Origin of the sequence: Cryptosporangium arvum DSM 44712 (assembly GCF_000585375.1) — a bacterium.
GTDB lineage: Bacteria > Actinomycetota > Actinomycetes > Mycobacteriales > Cryptosporangiaceae > Cryptosporangium > Cryptosporangium arvum.
On sequence record NZ_KK073874.1, the window covers coordinates 4,574,187 to 4,589,106 of the forward strand.

The 14,920-nt window shown below is 70.6% G+C and carries 14 protein-coding genes; 3 read left to right on the forward strand and 11 right to left on the reverse strand.

Annotation, left to right across the window (positions count from 1 at the left end; translation table 11 throughout):
• The first annotated feature begins 67 nt into the window (after window positions 1-67).
• Both CRYAR_RS20495 and CRYAR_RS20500 read left to right on the forward strand, forming a co-directional pair.
• Window positions 68-820 carry a CoA transferase subunit A gene (locus CRYAR_RS20495; RefSeq protein ID WP_035853123.1) on the forward strand — a complete coding sequence of 251 codons (753 nt, stop codon included), beginning with the start codon at window positions 68-70 and terminating at the stop codon, window positions 818-820.
• Entirely contained in the window at window positions 817-1,446 is a 630-nt protein-coding gene (locus CRYAR_RS20500) for a CoA transferase subunit B (RefSeq protein ID WP_035853126.1), read from the forward strand. The genes CRYAR_RS20495 and CRYAR_RS20500 overlap by 4 nt, the downstream gene beginning before the upstream one ends.
• Here CRYAR_RS20500 and CRYAR_RS20505 read toward each other — a convergent pair.
• The 3 genes from CRYAR_RS20505 to CRYAR_RS20515 all read right to left on the reverse strand — a co-directional run bounded on the left by CRYAR_RS20505 (window position 1,397) and on the right by CRYAR_RS20515 (window position 8,100).
• Window positions 1,397-2,668: an alpha-hydroxy acid oxidase gene (locus tag CRYAR_RS20505; RefSeq protein ID WP_035853128.1), complete on the reverse strand. Its 1,272-nt coding sequence runs from the start codon at window positions 2,666-2,668 to the stop codon at window positions 1,397-1,399. The two genes, CRYAR_RS20500 and CRYAR_RS20505, sit on opposite strands and share 50 nt — an antisense overlap.
• A gap of 79 nt (window positions 2,669-2,747) precedes the next feature.
• On the reverse strand, window positions 2,748-5,804 hold the full coding sequence (locus CRYAR_RS20510) for an NACHT domain-containing protein (protein WP_051570717.1): 3,057 nt from the start codon (window positions 5,802-5,804) through the stop codon (window positions 2,748-2,750).
• Between the two features lie 154 nt (window positions 5,805-5,958).
• The gene (locus CRYAR_RS20515) at window positions 5,959-8,100 is read right to left on the reverse strand and encodes an MMPL family transporter (protein WP_035853130.1); all 2,142 of its coding nucleotides are present in this window, start codon (window positions 8,098-8,100) and stop codon (window positions 5,959-5,961) included.
• A gap of 93 nt (window positions 8,101-8,193) precedes the next feature.
• Here CRYAR_RS20515 and CRYAR_RS43365 point away from each other — a divergent pair, with 93 nt between their 5' ends.
• Window positions 8,194-8,754: a TetR/AcrR family transcriptional regulator gene (locus CRYAR_RS43365; RefSeq protein ID WP_051570718.1), complete on the forward strand. Its 561-nt coding sequence runs from the start codon at window positions 8,194-8,196 to the stop codon at window positions 8,752-8,754.
• On the opposite strand, the gene CRYAR_RS20525 is transcribed toward CRYAR_RS43365, so the two are convergent.
• Genes CRYAR_RS20525 through CRYAR_RS20560 form a run of 8 tightly spaced genes read right to left on the reverse strand, consistent with a single transcriptional unit; the run spans window position 8,751 to window position 14,909 of the window.
• Window positions 8,751-9,053, reverse strand: a complete 303-nt coding sequence (locus tag CRYAR_RS20525) for a chorismate mutase (RefSeq protein WP_035853138.1) — start codon at window positions 9,051-9,053, stop codon at window positions 8,751-8,753. The two genes, CRYAR_RS43365 and CRYAR_RS20525, sit on opposite strands and share 4 nt — an antisense overlap.
• On the reverse strand, window positions 9,017-9,298 hold the full coding sequence (locus CRYAR_RS20530) for a YciI family protein (RefSeq protein WP_035853144.1): 282 nt from the start codon (window positions 9,296-9,298) through the stop codon (window positions 9,017-9,019). The genes CRYAR_RS20525 and CRYAR_RS20530 overlap by 37 nt, the downstream gene beginning before the upstream one ends.
• 1 nt (window position 9,299) lies before the next feature.
• Window positions 9,300-10,202, reverse strand: a complete 903-nt coding sequence (locus tag CRYAR_RS20535; protein ID WP_035853148.1) for an amidohydrolase family protein — start codon at window positions 10,200-10,202, stop codon at window positions 9,300-9,302.
• The gene (locus tag CRYAR_RS20540) at window positions 10,199-11,269 is read right to left on the reverse strand and encodes a VWA domain-containing protein (RefSeq protein ID WP_051570719.1); all 1,071 of its coding nucleotides are present in this window, start codon (window positions 11,267-11,269) and stop codon (window positions 10,199-10,201) included. The genes CRYAR_RS20535 and CRYAR_RS20540 overlap by 4 nt, the downstream gene beginning before the upstream one ends.
• Window positions 11,266-12,075: an AAA family ATPase gene (locus CRYAR_RS20545; RefSeq protein WP_035853156.1), complete on the reverse strand. Its 810-nt coding sequence runs from the start codon at window positions 12,073-12,075 to the stop codon at window positions 11,266-11,268. The genes CRYAR_RS20540 and CRYAR_RS20545 overlap by 4 nt, the downstream gene beginning before the upstream one ends.
• Window positions 12,062-13,072: a xanthine dehydrogenase family protein molybdopterin-binding subunit gene (locus CRYAR_RS50260; RefSeq protein WP_035853166.1), complete on the reverse strand. Its 1,011-nt coding sequence runs from the start codon at window positions 13,070-13,072 to the stop codon at window positions 12,062-12,064. The genes CRYAR_RS20545 and CRYAR_RS50260 overlap by 14 nt, the downstream gene beginning before the upstream one ends.
• Window positions 13,072-14,430 (reverse strand): xanthine dehydrogenase family protein molybdopterin-binding subunit, encoded by a 1,359-nt coding sequence (locus CRYAR_RS50265; protein ID WP_035853175.1) that lies wholly within the window; start codon window positions 14,428-14,430, stop codon window positions 13,072-13,074. The genes CRYAR_RS50260 and CRYAR_RS50265 overlap by 1 nt, the downstream gene beginning before the upstream one ends.
• Window positions 14,427-14,909, reverse strand: a complete 483-nt coding sequence (locus CRYAR_RS20560; RefSeq protein WP_035853187.1) for a (2Fe-2S)-binding protein — start codon at window positions 14,907-14,909, stop codon at window positions 14,427-14,429. Before CRYAR_RS20560 ends, CRYAR_RS50265 begins: the two co-directional genes overlap by 4 nt.
• Between the last annotated feature and the right edge of the window lie 11 nt (window positions 14,910-14,920).

Consider the following 14,920-nt stretch of genomic DNA (forward strand, 5'->3'; position numbering starts at 1 on the left):
GTCTGTTGGCGTTCGTTCAGCGGCCGACCGTTGACGGCGGGGACGGCGGCGGCGAGCATCTGCGGCCATGCACAAAGTCGTGGAGAGCGCCGCCGCCGCGGTCGCTGACGTTCCGGACGGCGCGACGCTGTCCGTCGGTGGATTCGGGCTGTGCGGGATCCCGTCGGTGCTGATCCAGGCCCTGCTGGAGGCCGGAACGCGCGACCTCGAGGTCGTGTCGAACAACGCCGGGGTCGACGACTGGGGGCTGGGTGTGCTGCTCGGTGCCCACCGGCTGCGCCGGATCGTCGCCTCCTACGTGGGGGAGAACAAGGAGTTCGCGCGCCAGTACCTGGCCGGCGAGCTTGAGGTCGAGCTGACCCCGCAGGGCACGCTCGCTGAGCGGATGCGCGCCGGTGGGTCCGGTATCCCCGCGTTCTTCACCGTGACCGGGGCCGGCACCCAGGTCGCCGACGGTGGCCTGCCCTGGAAGTACGGGTCCGACGGTTCGGTCCTGGTGGCCTCCCCGCCCAAGGAGACCCGCGAGTTCGGCGGCCGCGAGCACGTGCTCGAGGAAGCGATCGTCGCCGACTTCGGCCTGGTGCGGGCCTGGAAGGGCGACCGGCACGGCAACCTCGTCTTCCGCCGCGCGGCGCGCAACTTCAACCCGCTCGCCGCGATGTGCGGCCGGGTCACGATCGCCGAGGTCGAGCACCTGGTCGAGCCGGGCGAGATCGACCCCGACGACGTGCACACGCCGGGCGTCTACGTGCACCGGGTCGTGGCGCTGACGTCGTCGCAGGCCGCGGAGAAGCGGATCGAGAAGAGGACCGTGCGATGAGCTGGACCCGGGAGCAGATGGCCGCGCGGGCCGCAGCCGAGCTGACCGACGGTTCGTACGTGAACCTCGGCATCGGGCTGCCCACGCTGGTACCCAACTACGTCCCCGACGACGTCGAACTGGTGCTGCAGAGCGAGAACGGCATCCTCGGCGTCGGCGCCTACCCGGCCGACCCGGACGTCGACCCCGACCTGATCAACGCCGGCAAGGAGACCGTGACCGTCCGCCGCGGGGCGTCGTTCTTCGACTCGGCGACGTCGTTCGGCATGATCCGCGGCGGCAAGATCGACGCGGCGATCCTCGGCGCCATGCAGGTCTCCGCCGCCGGCGACCTGGCCAACTGGATGATCCCCGGCAAGATGGTCAAAGGCATGGGCGGCGCGATGGACCTCGTCCACGGCGCGGCCCGGGTGATCGTGCTGATGGAGCACGTCGCCCGGGACGGCTCGTTCAAGATCGTCGACGAGTGCTCGCTGCCGTACACCGGCCGCCGGGTCGTGCACCGCATCATCACCGACCTGGCCGTGCTGGACGTGACCCCGGCCGGGTTGCGGCTGATGGAGCTCGCCCCGGGCGTCACCGAGGAGGAGGTCCGCTCGGCGACCGAACCTCCGCTGCTGACCTAGGCGCGAGGCGCGCGAGCTGGGTGACGTGTCGGGGGGTGAGTTCCTCGATGCTGTGTGCGCCGAGGAGTTTCATGGTGCGGATGATTTCGGTGGAGAGGATGTCGATGGTTTTGTCGACGCCGGGTCGTCCGGCGGCCATGAGGCCGTAGAGGTAGGCGCGGCCGATGAGGGTGAATTTGGCGCCGAGGGCGAGGCAGGCGACGATGTCGGCGCCGTTCATGATGCCGGTGTCGACGCTGATTTCGACGTGGTGGCCGACTTCGCGGGTGACGTCGGGCAGGAGGTGGAAGGGGATGGGGGCGCGGTCGAGTTGGCGGCCGCCGTGGTTGGAGAGCAGGATTCCGTCGACGCCGTAGTCGGTGAGTTTTTGGGCGTCTTCGAGGGTTTGGACGCCTTTGACGGCGAGTTTGCCGGGCCACATGTCGCGGATGATTTTCAGGTCTTCGTAGGAGATGGTGGGGTCCATGGCGGCGTCGAGGAGTTCGCCGACGGTGCCGCCGGTGGAGGAGAGGGACGCGAATTCGAGTTTGGGGGTGGTGAGGAAGTCGTACCACCACCAGGGTCGGGGGATCGCGTTGGCGACGGTGCGCAGGGACAGTTGTGGGGGGATGGAGAACCCGTTGCGTTTGTCGCGGAGGCGGGCTCCGGCGACGGGGGTGTCGACGGTGAAGAACAGGGTGTCGAACCCGGCCGCGGCGGCCCGCTCCACCAGCCCGTAGGAGATTTCCCGCTGGCGCATGACGTAGAGCTGGAACCAGTTACGCCCGGTCGGGTTGGCGGCTTTGACGTCTTCGATGGAGGTCGTACCCAGTGTGGAGAGCGTGAACGGGATCCCGGCTGCGCCGGCTGCGGCGGCGCCGGCGGTTTCGCCTTCGGTGTGCATCAGACGGGTGAACCCGGTGGGCGCGATCCCGAACGGCATCGCCGACGGCCCCCCGAACACGGTGGTGGAGGTGTCGACGTTCGCCACGTCGGCGAGGACCGACGGGTGGAATTCGACGTCGAGGAATGCTTGGCGGGCGCGGCGCAGGGAGAGTTCGGCTTCGGCGGCGCCGTCGGTGTAGTCGAAGGCGGCGCGGGGGGTGCGTCGTTGGGCGATGCGGCGCAGGTCGGCGATGGTGAGGGCGCTGTCGAGGCGTCGGGTGCGTCCGTTGAGCTGGGGTTTTTTGAGTTGCAGGAGTTCGAAGATTTCCGCGGGCTTCGGAACCTGACGTCGGACCACCGCTCCTCCTCCGGTTGTGCTGAGCCCATCCAACGGCATCCCCGCCCTACCGGCGCGGCGCCCCCTGAGCAGCGAGTCCCTACGGGCGTTCCTTCGGGTCGTTGGCCTGCTCTGCGGCTTCTTCGCCGTCTCCGAGAATCTCGATCGTCAGTCTCGCCAGATCATCCGGCTCGTCGGTGCCGGGCTCGGGTGTCTCGAAGACCGATCGCAGTGCTGCCACCTGGGCTCTGTTCAAGCGCTCTCGATGGGCACGAAGTGTACGCAGCACGATTGTCCGGTAGGTACGGCGAGCCTCGATTCCACTCGGCGGGAAGCCTCGCCGAGCGATTTCGAAGCAGTCCGAGAACGCCGTGAATACGTCCTCTTGTGCACAGGGTGTCGACGTACGAAGCCAGAGATCGATCAACGAGCGGGCGGCTGACACCGCCCGGTCATCCCAGTATCCGTGTACCGAGGTGACCGAATCGGCGATCTTCGCGGCCAAGGATTCCAAGGCGTGGTGTGCGAGGTCGTCGAGCGGATCGCACAGAAAGTTGGTCTGCCACTGACGCAATGCGTCATTCTCCGTGAGCCAGCTGAACGTTCCGCGCTCGAACTCCGGGTACTGCTTATCGGCAGTCAGAACGTCGCGTGTCCACCACAGATCGGCCGCGGGTGCGTCAGCCTCTGGCCAGGACAGGTCTCGAAAGAATCGAAGAGATCGTTGCTCGCCATTCCACTGCCGTTCGACGCCGAGAGTTCCGACCAGCCGGCTCCATGCGTCACCGCGCAGTTGTGACCGCCACAGTTGAGCGGTCCGGCGCCAGGCGTCGATGCGGTCATCGGTGTCGGGGAACAGGTCATCGGTCGTGATGCGTTCTCCGGTCGCGATCAGCACCAGGAGGAGATTGGCCGAGTAGGTCGCATGACGCGCCGGAACGGTCAGAGCCACGGGCTCGTAGTCGGTGAGCCGCCCGTGGTCCCGGGCCTCCATCGACCGGTGGAACAGGCCGACGAGGATCGTTCTGATCGAAGCGCGCCGACGTGGCTCCCAGGCGCCCAGCCGTTCGGTCAGGAAGTCCAGAGTGGTCCGGCGTTGGCTGATCACCGCGAAGGACAGCAGAGCGTAGAGGAAGTCATCGTCGATACGGGTCATTCGGCTGCGTCGCGCCTGCCGGACAGCGTCCTCGACCAAATCGTCCAGCTCGCGGTCGAGAGCACGGGCTATGAGGTACTCGCCGAATGTGGCGTGGAGGAACTCGTACGTCCGTAGTGGCTGCTCTTCCCGGCGGGCCCGGGCCTCATGGATGAAGAAGAAGCGACCCAGGACGGTCTGACCAGCCGTAAGGCCCTGCCGGGCTGAGGTCGCCTCGGCCGGATGGCTCGACTCGGAGTCCAGAAGGATCGGCAGATCGGCATTCAGATCGGTCTCGGCCACCCACTGCCGCCCGCGGTTGAACGCTGCGAACGCCACCATCGCCAGCCGGAACAGCTCTTCCTGCATGAGACCGTCGACATGGTCGTCGGGATGACCCTGACCGGCCTTGAGCACCTCGCGCCGGGCGAACTGTCCGAGGAGCCGCTCGTAGAGATCAGCGCGTTTGAGCTCGGCACCGAGTCTGGCCTGGAGGGCGTTGTCCTGAGCGTCGTAGATGGCCAGCATCAGCAGCAGCGCGACCCACTCGACGATCTGCTCGTCGGTAAAGGGCTCCAAGCGCAGCGCTACCGTGTCCGCGGTCGGGCGCGCCCGGTCCGCGACCGTTGTTCTTTGGGTGACGATGACGGCGACCGGGCGACCCTCGACGGACTCGCGGCGCTGGAACCGGGCCACGTTCATGAGGTAGTCCCACTGGCTCACGCCCGTTGCCTGCAGCAGTTCGTCGAACCCGTCGAGGAGGACGACCGGCAGCGCGCCGGGTACGACGTCGACGACCTCCGGCCAGGTCGCCCGCTCTCCTGTCGTGTCGAAGATGGCTTGCTCGATTTGAAGTTGCAACGACGCGTCAGCCGGGACGTCACGCAACGGAACCCGGACCACCATGAAGTCCTCGGCCGGCAAGGTCGCGGCCAGCATTCGCGTCAGGAGGGATTTACCGGACCCGGGCTGGCCGAGCAGAAGCAGCGGCCCGTTCACGGCCGACACCGACGTCAGGTGCCCGATCAGGAAACGCATCAGATCGTCGTGGGTCGACTGTCCCTCCCACCAGCGCTCGTCGGCGATCGGGTCCTGTGGGCCAACCGCCGCCACTCGGAACGACGGGTTGACGTACGACGAAGCGATGTTCGGAATCGCCGGCCCGGAGTCGTTGCCCTGTGTGTCGAGCAGCGGATCGTGCAGTGCGGCCGCGTAGGCGCGCGAGAGCGACGTCCGTGTCCGCCGGCCGATCCGGTCGGGCGCGAGCGAGGCGAGCATCTCTTGCAGAGCCGCCACGCCGATGGTCACCGTGGTGATTCGGTCGCGCGTCGCCTGATGATCCAGCAGGTTGACCCAGAAGCCGAACTCCGGCACCTCGCCGGCCATTCGGCGGAAGCTCGCCTGATAGCCGGCGACGGCCCGGTCGATCACGTGGCCGTGCAGGGCTTCGAAGATCCGCTCACGATCGGCGTCTCGCAGTGAATCCCAGGCGGCGAGACCGGCGAGGAACTCCGCGACCGCGTCCGACATCCGGTCGTAGAACCGCTCGACGTCCGCCAGCAGGACCTCGGGTGGCACATGGGGCATCGGGATCGGCACATCGGAGTGCAACAACGCTCGTCCCAAGTCTCCCAGGCGGGCGCTTCTCGGTCGCTCGCCGGTGGCCAGGGTCACGCGTTCTACGCCGCTGATCTCCAATGCGGAGCCTGAGATCGGCAACCGGATCGACGACAACGCGTCGAAGTAGGCGCCGACCACGAGTGCGGCATGCCCTGCGGCAAGCCGCTGCGTCCGGTCGATACGGCTCAGACCGGCGGCCCGATCCGACAGATCACTGACCAGCAGATGACTGGCTTGCGCCAGCTCGGCCTTGGCGTCGAAGAGACTCATCGCCAGTCCACTGCCGCCCGCCGTCGCCGCGAGCAGCAGACCGCCGGTCGCCCGTTCGAGAACCGTCACCGTCTTGCTGTGTGAGCCGCCCAGGATGCGGACCGCGTCGGCATAGGACAGGGATCGGCTCACACCGCGAGCCTGCCTGACTACTGGCCGCTACGACACCGCATTCCCGATGTCGGTCCGACCGTCGGCGCGGAGGCCGCATGTTCGTAGACCCGCCTCCGGACGCTCGGTAGCCGTCGCTACCCGGCGGTCCGACCTCCGCGCCACTCAGCCCGCGCTAACCGACCGCCACGGGCTCCTTCGGGGCCGTTTCCTCGTCCCCGCGGAGGGACTCGCCTTCGATGTCCACCCTGGGCAGCAGCCGGTCCAGCCACCCCGGCAGCCACCAGGCTCCTCGTCCCACCAGGGCCAGCACCGCGGGCACCAGCGTCATCCGCACGACGAACGCGTCGATCAGGACGCCCACGGCCAACGAGAACGCGATCGGTTTGATGATGGCGTCGTCCGGGATGACGAACGTGGCGAAGACGCTGAACATGATCAGCGCGGCCGCCGTCACGACCCGGGAGGCGTGGCGGGCGCCACCGTGGACCGAAGCCAGCGCCTTGCCGGTACGCACCCACTCCTCGCGGATGCCGGACACCAGGAACACCTCGTAGTCCATCGCCAGACCGAACAGCACCGCCATCAGGATGATCGGCAGGAAGCTGATCACCGGGCCCGTCCTGCCCACTCCGAGGACGTCGGCGAGCCAGCCCCACTCGAACACCGCTGCGGTCGCGCCGAACGACGCGCCGACCGACAGCAGGAAGCCGATCGTCGCTTTCAGCGGAACGACGAGCGAGCGGAAGACCACGAGCAACAACACCAGGCACAGGCCGACGACGACGGCGGCGAACGGGACGAGGGCGGCGGAGAGGCGGTCGGAGACGTCGATGGCGATCGCGGTGTTGCCGGTGACCTGGACGCGCACGCCGGTCTGGGCCTCGATCGCGCCGGCCCGGTCGCGGATCGTGTCGACGAGGTCGGTGGTGGCCTGGGCGTCGGGACCGGTCCGGGGGATGACCTGGATCAACGCGTACTCGCCGTCGGGGGTGGGCACGGGCGGCGTGACCGCGACGACGTTCGTGAGCGCGCCGAGGTCCTTCGCGACCAGTGCCGCGCGATCGGCGTCGCCGTGGGCCAGGACGAGCAGGGGACCGTTGAAGCCGGGGCCGAACGCCTCGCTGACCGCGTCGTACGTGACGCGTTGGTGCGTGCCTTCGGCGGCGGAGCCGCCGTCGGGCAGCGCCAGGCGCAGGTCCTTGGCCGGGATCGCCAGCACGAGCAGGCCGACGACGACGGCGAGCACCGTCCACGCGGGCCGCCGGGTGACGATCCGGGCCCAGCGCTCACCCCCGCTCGTCGTGTCCGGCGCGCCGCGGCGCTCGGCGCGGGACCCGGGCTTCGGGACCAGCCGGGCACCGGCGAAGCCGAGCAGCGCGGGCACCACGGTCAGCGCCACCAGCACCGCGACCAGCACGGTCGCCGCCGCGCCGAGCCCCATCACGGTGAGGAACGGGATGCCGACGACCGACAGGCCGGCGAGCGCGATGATCACGGTGAGCCCGGCGAACACGACCGCGCTGCCCGCGGTGCCGTTGGCCAGGGCCGCGGACTCCTCCGGGTCCATCCCGCGCGCGAGCTGCGTGCGGTGGCGGGAGACGATGAACAGCGCGTAGTCGATGCCGACCGCGAGTCCGATCATCAGCGCGAGCGTGATCGCGGTCGACGAGATGTTCCCGACGGCGGCGGTGGCGAGCAGCCCCAGCAACCCCACCCCGACGCCGACCAGTGCGGTGACCAGCGGAAGCCCGGCGGCGAGCAGCGAGCCGAACGTCACGACGAGCACGAGCAGGGCGACGCCGACGCCGATCAGCTCGAGCGCGCTGACCGACACGCCGTTCTCGCTGAAGGCCGCGCCGCCGACCGACACGGTGAGCCCGGCCCGCTCGGCCGGTTCGACGGCCTGTTCCAGCGCCTCCGGGTCGCTCGGGTGCTCGACGGCGTACTCGACCTGGGCCAGCGAGGTCCGCTGGTCGGCCGAGACCGCGCCGGTCTGCACCGCCTCGACCTGGGGCGCGTGCGTCACGCGGTCGAGGGTGCGGGTCACGACCGCGGTGTAGTCGGTGATCCGTTCCCCGGCGGGGGCGCTGAACACGATCTGCGCGGTGGCGCCGGCCGCGGCCGGGAACTCGCGGCTGAGCGTGTCGCGGGCCTGCTGGGACTCCGAACCGGGGATCGAGAAGTCGTTGTCGAGCGAGCCGCCGACGCCGACGACGAGTCCGATCAGTAACGCCAGGACGGCGGCCCAGGCGCCCAGCACGACACCGCGGTGCCGGAAAGCACCGCGTCCGAGTCGGTGAAGAAGCGTGGCCATGCGGTACCCCTCGCACGTCGCGAAAATCTGTCAGTACTGACACTAGCGCAAAGTGTCAGTACTGACAGATTTGAGTTTTGGGATACTGCGCACATGACCGGCCGCCGCGAGCTGCACAAGCAGGAGACCCGCCGAGCACTGCAGGAGGCCGCGGTCCGCCTGTTCGAGCAGGACGGCTACGACCGCACGACCGTGCGCGACATCGCGGCCGCGGCCGGCGTCACCGAACGCACGTTCTTCCGGTACTTCGCGACCAAGGAGGAACTGGTGCTCGGGGAGGTGCTCGACCTGCTCCCGGTGATCCGCGAAGCGGTGATCGAGCGGCCCGCCGGGGAGACGCCCTACCAGGCGGTGCGCTCGGCGCTGCTCGCGCTGCTCGACGGGCTCGACCGCGGCATCGGCATCCTGTTCGCGAGCGAGGAGGGCGCGACCCCGTCCGCGCTGGCCGTCATCCACCAGGTCGAGGAGGCGCTCGAAGACGCGTTCGTGGCCCGGGGTGTGGCCGCGGGGCTACCGGCCTCGGTGCTCTCCAAGGCCGCGACGGCCGCGGTGCACAGCACGATCGAGACGCACACCAAGCTCCCGGAGGACCAGCGCACGGTCGACACCGCCCGCCGCCTGCTCGGCGAGGCGTTCGCCCTGCTGGAGAACTAGTCGCCGGTGCGGTGCACGCGCAGTTCCAGGTCGATGAACGCGGCGATCATCGCGCGATAGGTGGCTTCGACGACCGCGGGGTCGGCCCCGGACTCCGCGGCCAGGCCACGGACCTTGCTGATCACCTGCTCGACGCGGGCGGGCGCGCGCACGGCGTCGGAATCGGCTTTGAGGCGGCCGGCGCGCCGGACGAACTCCTCCCGGCGCGCCAGCAGCCCGACGATCTCGCGGTCGAGCGCGTCGATCGCGGACCGCACCTCGGTCAGCTGGTCAGCAGTCGTCCGGCGGTCAGCTTCCATTCCCGCAGACTACGGTCCTTCGTCACGTTCAGGATCGTGTAGGGGTCCTGGTCGACGAGCGCCTGCGCGGCGGCCTCGTCGTCGGCCTCGAGCACGATGACGCCGCCGGTCAGGTCGGCGAGCGGGCCCGCGGCCAGGAGGTGGCCCCGCTCGGTCAGCGACGCGAGGTGCGCGAGGTGGTCGTCGCGGCGCTCGGCGCGCAGCGGGGTGTCGTGGTAGCCGTAGGTGAGGAGGAACGTGGCCATGTCAGGTGCTCCTATCGGGGGTCAGGCCGTAGACGCGTCGGGCGTTCTCGGCGAAGATCCAGCGCTGCTGCTCGGCGGGGAGCCCGGCGAGCGTCGCCCGCCAGGCGTCGACGAGCGTCGGCATCGTGGTCCAGAGTTTCTCGATCGGGAAGTTCGTGCCGAACAGCGCGCGCTCCGGGCCGAAGAGCTCCAGCACCGTGTCGGTCACGAGCCGGAGCAGGCCGGAGTCGACCCGGTGCACGAACGTGCCCTGGCCGGTCAGCTTCACCACGACGTTCGGCTGCTCGGCCAGCCGGCTCATCCCGGCGCGCCAGGCCTCGTCCTCGCCGGGGATCAGCATCCCCGCGTGGACCAGCACGAACGTGAGCCCGGGGTGGGCGGCGACGAGCGTCGCGGCGTCGGCCATCTGGGCCGGGAAGACCTGCAGCTCGAACAGCCAGCCGAGGTCGGCGACGACGGCCAGGTTGCGGGCGAGCACCGGGTCGAGGAGCGCGTCGGGGCGGTCGGCGAACCGGAACTCCGGGCGCTCGTGCCAGTGCAGCTGGTGGCGGGTGCCGCGCAGCAGCGGTGAGAGCGCGGCCTGGGCCCTCAGGACGTCCTCGGCCGGGGCGAACAGGTCCGCGGCGCCGATCACGGCCGCCGGCCAGCCGCTGGCCGCGTGCACGTCGGCGAGCCAGCGCACCTCGTCGAGCACCCGGGGGAGCGGCCAGTTCGTCTGGACGTAGACCGACTCGGTGATGCCGGCCGCGGTCGCGTCGGTGACGTACTCGTCGATCAGGTAGTCGCGCCGGATCGGCTCGTAGGGGCCGAAGATCCGCGGCACCGGTTCCCCGGCCAGCCACTCGAGGTCGTCCCGGCGCCAGACGTGGTGGTGCGCGTCGACGATCGGGCCGGTGTAGGTCATGGGCGCAGTCCTTTCAGGGCACGGTGCGCGGACGCGAGGTCGCCGACGCCGTCGAGCACGCACAGGTCGTCGGCGATCGCGGCCATGGCCCGGGTGACCGGCCGGTACGCCGGGTCGCAGGCCAGCGGTGACCACCAGACCAGGCGGTGACCGAGCCGGCGCAGACGCCGGACCGCGGTGACCATCGCGGTGGGGTCGCCGCGCTCCAGGCCGTCGGAGAACACGACGACGACCGCACCGGCGACCGCGGACCGGTGCTCCTCGAGGAAGGCGCCGAGCGCGCTACCGATCCGGGTGCCGCCGTCGGCGTCGAGCACGCGCGCGCCGAGCGCGGCCAGCGCCGCGTCCGGATCGGCGACCGCACGCAGGGACGACGTGACGTGCGTGAGCTCGGTGCCGAACGTGAACACCTCGGCCCGCGCGCCCGAGCGCACCGCCGCGTGCCCGACGCGGAGCAGGTCGGCGGCGTGCTGCTTCATCGACCCGGAGACGTCGACGAGCAGCACCATCCGGCGCGGCCGGGCCGGGCGCCGCCGTCGGCGCAGCCGGAGCACCTCGCCGTGGGTGCGTGCGGCCTCGCGGGCCACGCGGCGGACGTCGAGGGTGTCGCCGCGGTGCGCCGGGCGCCGCCGCCGGGACCGGACGGGGGGCAGCGCGCCGGGCAGGTCGCGCCGGATCCGGGCGAGCAGGTCGGGCCGGGTCGTCCGTCCGAAGCGGAGGGTGCCGGCGGCGGCGGTGGGGCTCGCGGCGAGGCCGCGGTCGGAGCCGGGGTGCTGCTCGACCGGGTCGGTCCCGCCGCCGCTGCCGCCGGGGGCCGGCGTGTCGGTGGTCCCGGCGGGTGCCGGTGCGGGGGCCACCGGCAGGTCGGCGAACCAGCGCCAGAAGATCGGTTCGAAGATCTCGTGCTCGGCGGGCGAGGCGGTGAGCGTGATCCGCGCGGTCCAGTACAGGTCAGCCGGGTCGGCGGCACGCAGGAACCGGATCGTTCGCTCCGGGGTCACGCCGACGCCGTGGTCGACCAGGTCCCGGACGAACCCGTGCAGGTGATCGGTCATCGGGCCGATCACGACAGGACCTCCTGGGCCCGCCGGACGTCCTCCTCGTACTTCACCAGCAGGCCCAGCGCCCGGCGCAACGCGTCCGGCCACGGCACGCCCTCGTCGGTGAGCACACGCGCGCCCCGGGCCCAGGCGATCGACTCCGCGACACCGGGACGTTTGACCGGCCCGAGGTCACGGACCGCGTTCACGGCGTCGACCAGCCGGGCCGCACTCCGCTCGTCCAGGCCGGGCGCCTTGACCCGGACGATCTCGCGTTCCCGGGCGGCGTCCGGGTAGGGGATCCAGTGGTAGAGGCACCGGCGTTTCAGGGCGTCGTGCAGGTCGCGGGTGCGGTTGGAGGTCAGCACCACGATCGGCGGGGTCTCGGCGTGGATCGGGCCGAGCTCGGGGATCGTGATCCGGAAGTCGGCCAGGAACTCCAGCAGGAACGCTTCGAACTCCGCGTCGGCGCGGTCGATCTCGTCGACGAGGAGCACCGCCGGGGTGCGCAGCGCGGCCAGCAGCGGCCGCTCGAGCAGGAACTCCGGGGCGTAGAGGTCGGCACCGGAACGCAGGTGCAGGAGCTGCTTCGGGTAGTCCCACTCGTAGAGCGCGTTCGCGGCGTCGAGCCCCTCGTAACACTGCAGCCGGATCAGCGTGCGGCCGGACACGCGGGCGAGCGCGGTGGCCACCTCGGTCTTGCCGACGCCGGGCTCGCCCTCGAGCAGCAGCGGCAGCTCGAGCTTCCCGGCCAGGTGGATCGCGGTCACCAGCCCGTCGTCGGCCAGGTAGGACTGGGCCCGGAGGGCGTCCTGCAGCTCAGCGCGGTTCACGCAGCGCGTCCAGTCCTCGGAGGACCGACTCCGGGGTGAACGGCATGACCGTGAGGCGGACACCGACCGCGTCGAAGATCGCGTTGGCGATGGCCGGGATCGGCGCGTTCGCGGTCATCTCCCCGATGCCCTTCGCGCCGAACGGCCCGTTCTCGGCCGGCCGTTCGAGCAGCACGCTGACCTGTTCCGGGCAGTCGGCCGGCCCGGGCATCAGGTAGTCGCTGAAGCTGATCGGCCCGTGCTCGCGCGAGGCCGGGTAGCCGGGCTCGCATGACTCGAACAGCGCGTGCGAGACGCCCATCCAGGCGCCGCCCTCGACCTGCTGGGTGGCCAGCCCCGGGTTGATCGTGCGCCCGACCTCGTAGGTGTTGTGCAGGCTGACGACCTCGACGACCCCGGTCTCGTCGTCGACCACGACGTCGGCGACCGTGCAGGCATGGGCCTGGCAGGAGTCCGGGTCCATCTGCCCGGTCTCCGGGTCGGGGTAGTTGCGTTCCTTGAGGTAGATGCCCCGGCCGGAGATCGTCCGGCCCTGGGCGAAGTGCGCGGCCAGCGCGACGTCGCTGACGTGGATGCGGCGCTGCGTGGCCCCTTTGACCACGATGTAGCCGGTGCCGTCGGTCTCCAGGTCCTCGGCGTCGGTCTCCAGCTCGTCCGCCGCGACCCGCAGCATCACCTCGCGGGCCTCCTGCGCGGCCATGATCACCGCGTTGCCGACGCGGTGCGTGCCGCGGCTGGCGAACGTGCCCATGCAGTGCGGGCCGGTGTCGGTGTCCGCGGTGTCGACGAGCACGCTCTCCACCGGCACGCCGAGCGTCTCGGCCGCGCACTGCCGGGCGACGGTCGTGATGCCCTGCCCGAGGTCGACCGAGGAGAGCGTGACGACGAACCCGCCCATCGTGGTGGCGTGCACGAGCGCCTGCGACGGGTCACCGCCGAGGTTCATGCCGGTGGGGTAGTTGACCGAGGCGTACCCCCGGCCGCGGCGCAGTGCCATCAGTCCTCCCTCCGGGAACTCAGCGCGCGGTGCTCGGGCGAGAGCGGGTAGCCGACCAGGTCCGCGGCGCGTTGCACGACCTCGATCAGCGCGGTGCCCTCGGCGAGTTTGCGGTGGGCCTTCATGTCGCCGTCGCGGTAGGCGTTGATCAGGCGGAACTCCAGCGGCCCGATCCCCAGCTCCCGGGCCAGCCGGTCCATCTGCGACTCCAGCGCGAAGTCGGCGATCGTCACCCCGAACCCGCGCATCGCACTGGACGGCGTCCGGTTGGTGAAGACGCAGTGGGCGTCGACGTACACGTTCGGGATCGCGTACGGGCCGGGCAGGTGGGCCGCGGCCTTCGTCGTGCCGTAGGGGCTGTGCCGCTGGTACGCGCCCGCGTCGACGTAGAGCACGACCTTCCGGGCGACGATGCGCCCGTCGTTCGTCACGCCGTCGGTGATGTAGAGACGCTCGGCCGCGCGCGGCGAGGAGACCTGCATCTCCTCCTCCCGGCTGTAGACGAACTTCACCGGGCGGTTCGTGAGCGACGCGGCGATGCAGGCCAGCGGCTCGACCATCACGTCGACCTTGCCGCCGAAACCACCGCCGACCGTGCCGCCGACGACCTGCAGATCGGTGAACGGCCGGTCGATGATCAGTGCGGTGTTGTCCAGGGTGAAGAAGCACGCCTGGGTGTTGCTGTGGATGCGCAGCCGGCCGTTGCCCTGCGGGACGACGACGCAGCCGGTCGTCTCGGTCGGCGCGTGCTCGATCGGCGCCGAACCGTACCGCCAGCTGAACACGTGGTCGGCGGCGGCGAAACCGGCCTCGACGTCGCCGAAGCGCACGCGGCGGCAGTGATGTCCCTCGTAGACGAAGTAGTTCGTGCCGCTCCGCTTGAAGGCCGGTGCGGTGAGGGCCTCCTCCACGTCGAACACCGGCGGGAGGTCGGTGTAGTCGACCACGATCCGCGCGGCGCCCTCCCGGGCCGCCTCCTCGGTGGTGGCCACCACCGCCACGATCGGTTCGCCCCGGTAGAGCACCCGGTCCTCGGCGAGGACCGGCTCGTCGTCGGGCTCGATCCCGATCAGCCGCAGCACGTTGTACCAGTTCGACGGCACGTCCGCGGCGGTGATCACGCGCAGCACGCCGGGCACGTCGTAGGCCTTCGACACGTCGACGCGGTCGATGAGCGCGTGGTGCCGGGTGGAGCGGTGGATCTTGAGGTGGGTGAGGCCGGGCGGGATCGTGTCCTCGAAGAACGCGGTCCGGCCGGTGACGTGCCCGCGCGCGTCGGCCCGCTGCACGGTCGACCCGATGACGTGGAACGACCCCGGCCGTTCGTCCCGGAAGTAGTCCCGGTCGATCGTGGTCATGACGCCGCCCGGCGACGCCGCGCGGCGTCGAGCACCGCGGTGACGATCGGCGTGTACCCGGTGCACCGGCAGACGTTCCCGCTGATCGCCTCCTCGACCTCCTCGCGGGTCGGGTCGGGGTTGCGCTCCAGCAGCGCCTCGGCCGACATGATCATGCCCGGCGTGCAGTATCCGCACTGCATCGCGAACCCGTCCAGAAACGCTTGTTGGACGTCGTCCAGGGCGCCGTCGGGGCCGGCGACGCCCTCGATCGTGGTGACCGCGGCCTCGTCGACGGTGGCCAGCGGCACGAGGCAGGACACGACCGGTGCGCCGTCGAGCAGCACCGTGCAGCTGCCGCAGGTGCCCTGGGCGCATCCGCGCTTGGCCCCGGTCAGACCGAGCGACTCGCGCAGCGCGAGCAGCAGGGTCGTGGCCGGGCGGGCGATCAGCTCGGTCTGCGCGCCGTTCACGGTGAGGGTGACCAGATGGGAAGCCATGCGGTGCTCCT

What these genes read in the sequence shown, in the direction of transcription:
- CRYAR_RS20530 (WP_035853144.1), bottom strand. Translation starts at nt 9,298, where the DNA reads ATGGCCACGTTCCTCCTCACCTACGGCTACCACGACACCCCGCTGCGC.
- CRYAR_RS20500 (WP_035853126.1), top strand. Translation starts at nt 817, where the DNA reads ATGAGCTGGACCCGGGAGCAGATGGCCGCGCGGGCCGCAGCCGAGCTG.
- CRYAR_RS50265 (WP_035853175.1), bottom strand. Translation starts at nt 14,430, where the DNA reads ATGACCACGATCGACCGGGACTACTTCCGGGACGAACGGCCGGGGTCG.
- CRYAR_RS20535 (WP_035853148.1), bottom strand. Translation starts at nt 10,202, where the DNA reads ATGACCTACACCGGCCCGATCGTCGACGCGCACCACCACGTCTGGCGC.
- CRYAR_RS20525 (WP_035853138.1), bottom strand. Translation starts at nt 9,053, where the DNA reads ATGGAAGCTGACCGCCGGACGACTGCTGACCAGCTGACCGAGGTGCGG.
- CRYAR_RS50260 (WP_035853166.1), bottom strand. Translation starts at nt 13,072, where the DNA reads ATGGCACTGCGCCGCGGCCGGGGGTACGCCTCGGTCAACTACCCCACC.
- CRYAR_RS20560 (WP_035853187.1), bottom strand. Translation starts at nt 14,909, where the DNA reads ATGGCTTCCCATCTGGTCACCCTCACCGTGAACGGCGCGCAGACCGAG.
- CRYAR_RS20515 (WP_035853130.1), bottom strand. Translation starts at nt 8,100, where the DNA reads ATGGCCACGCTTCTTCACCGACTCGGACGCGGTGCTTTCCGGCACCGC.
- CRYAR_RS20495 (WP_035853123.1), top strand. Translation starts at nt 68, where the DNA reads ATGCACAAAGTCGTGGAGAGCGCCGCCGCCGCGGTCGCTGACGTTCCG.
- CRYAR_RS43365 (WP_051570718.1), top strand. Translation starts at nt 8,194, where the DNA reads ATGACCGGCCGCCGCGAGCTGCACAAGCAGGAGACCCGCCGAGCACTG.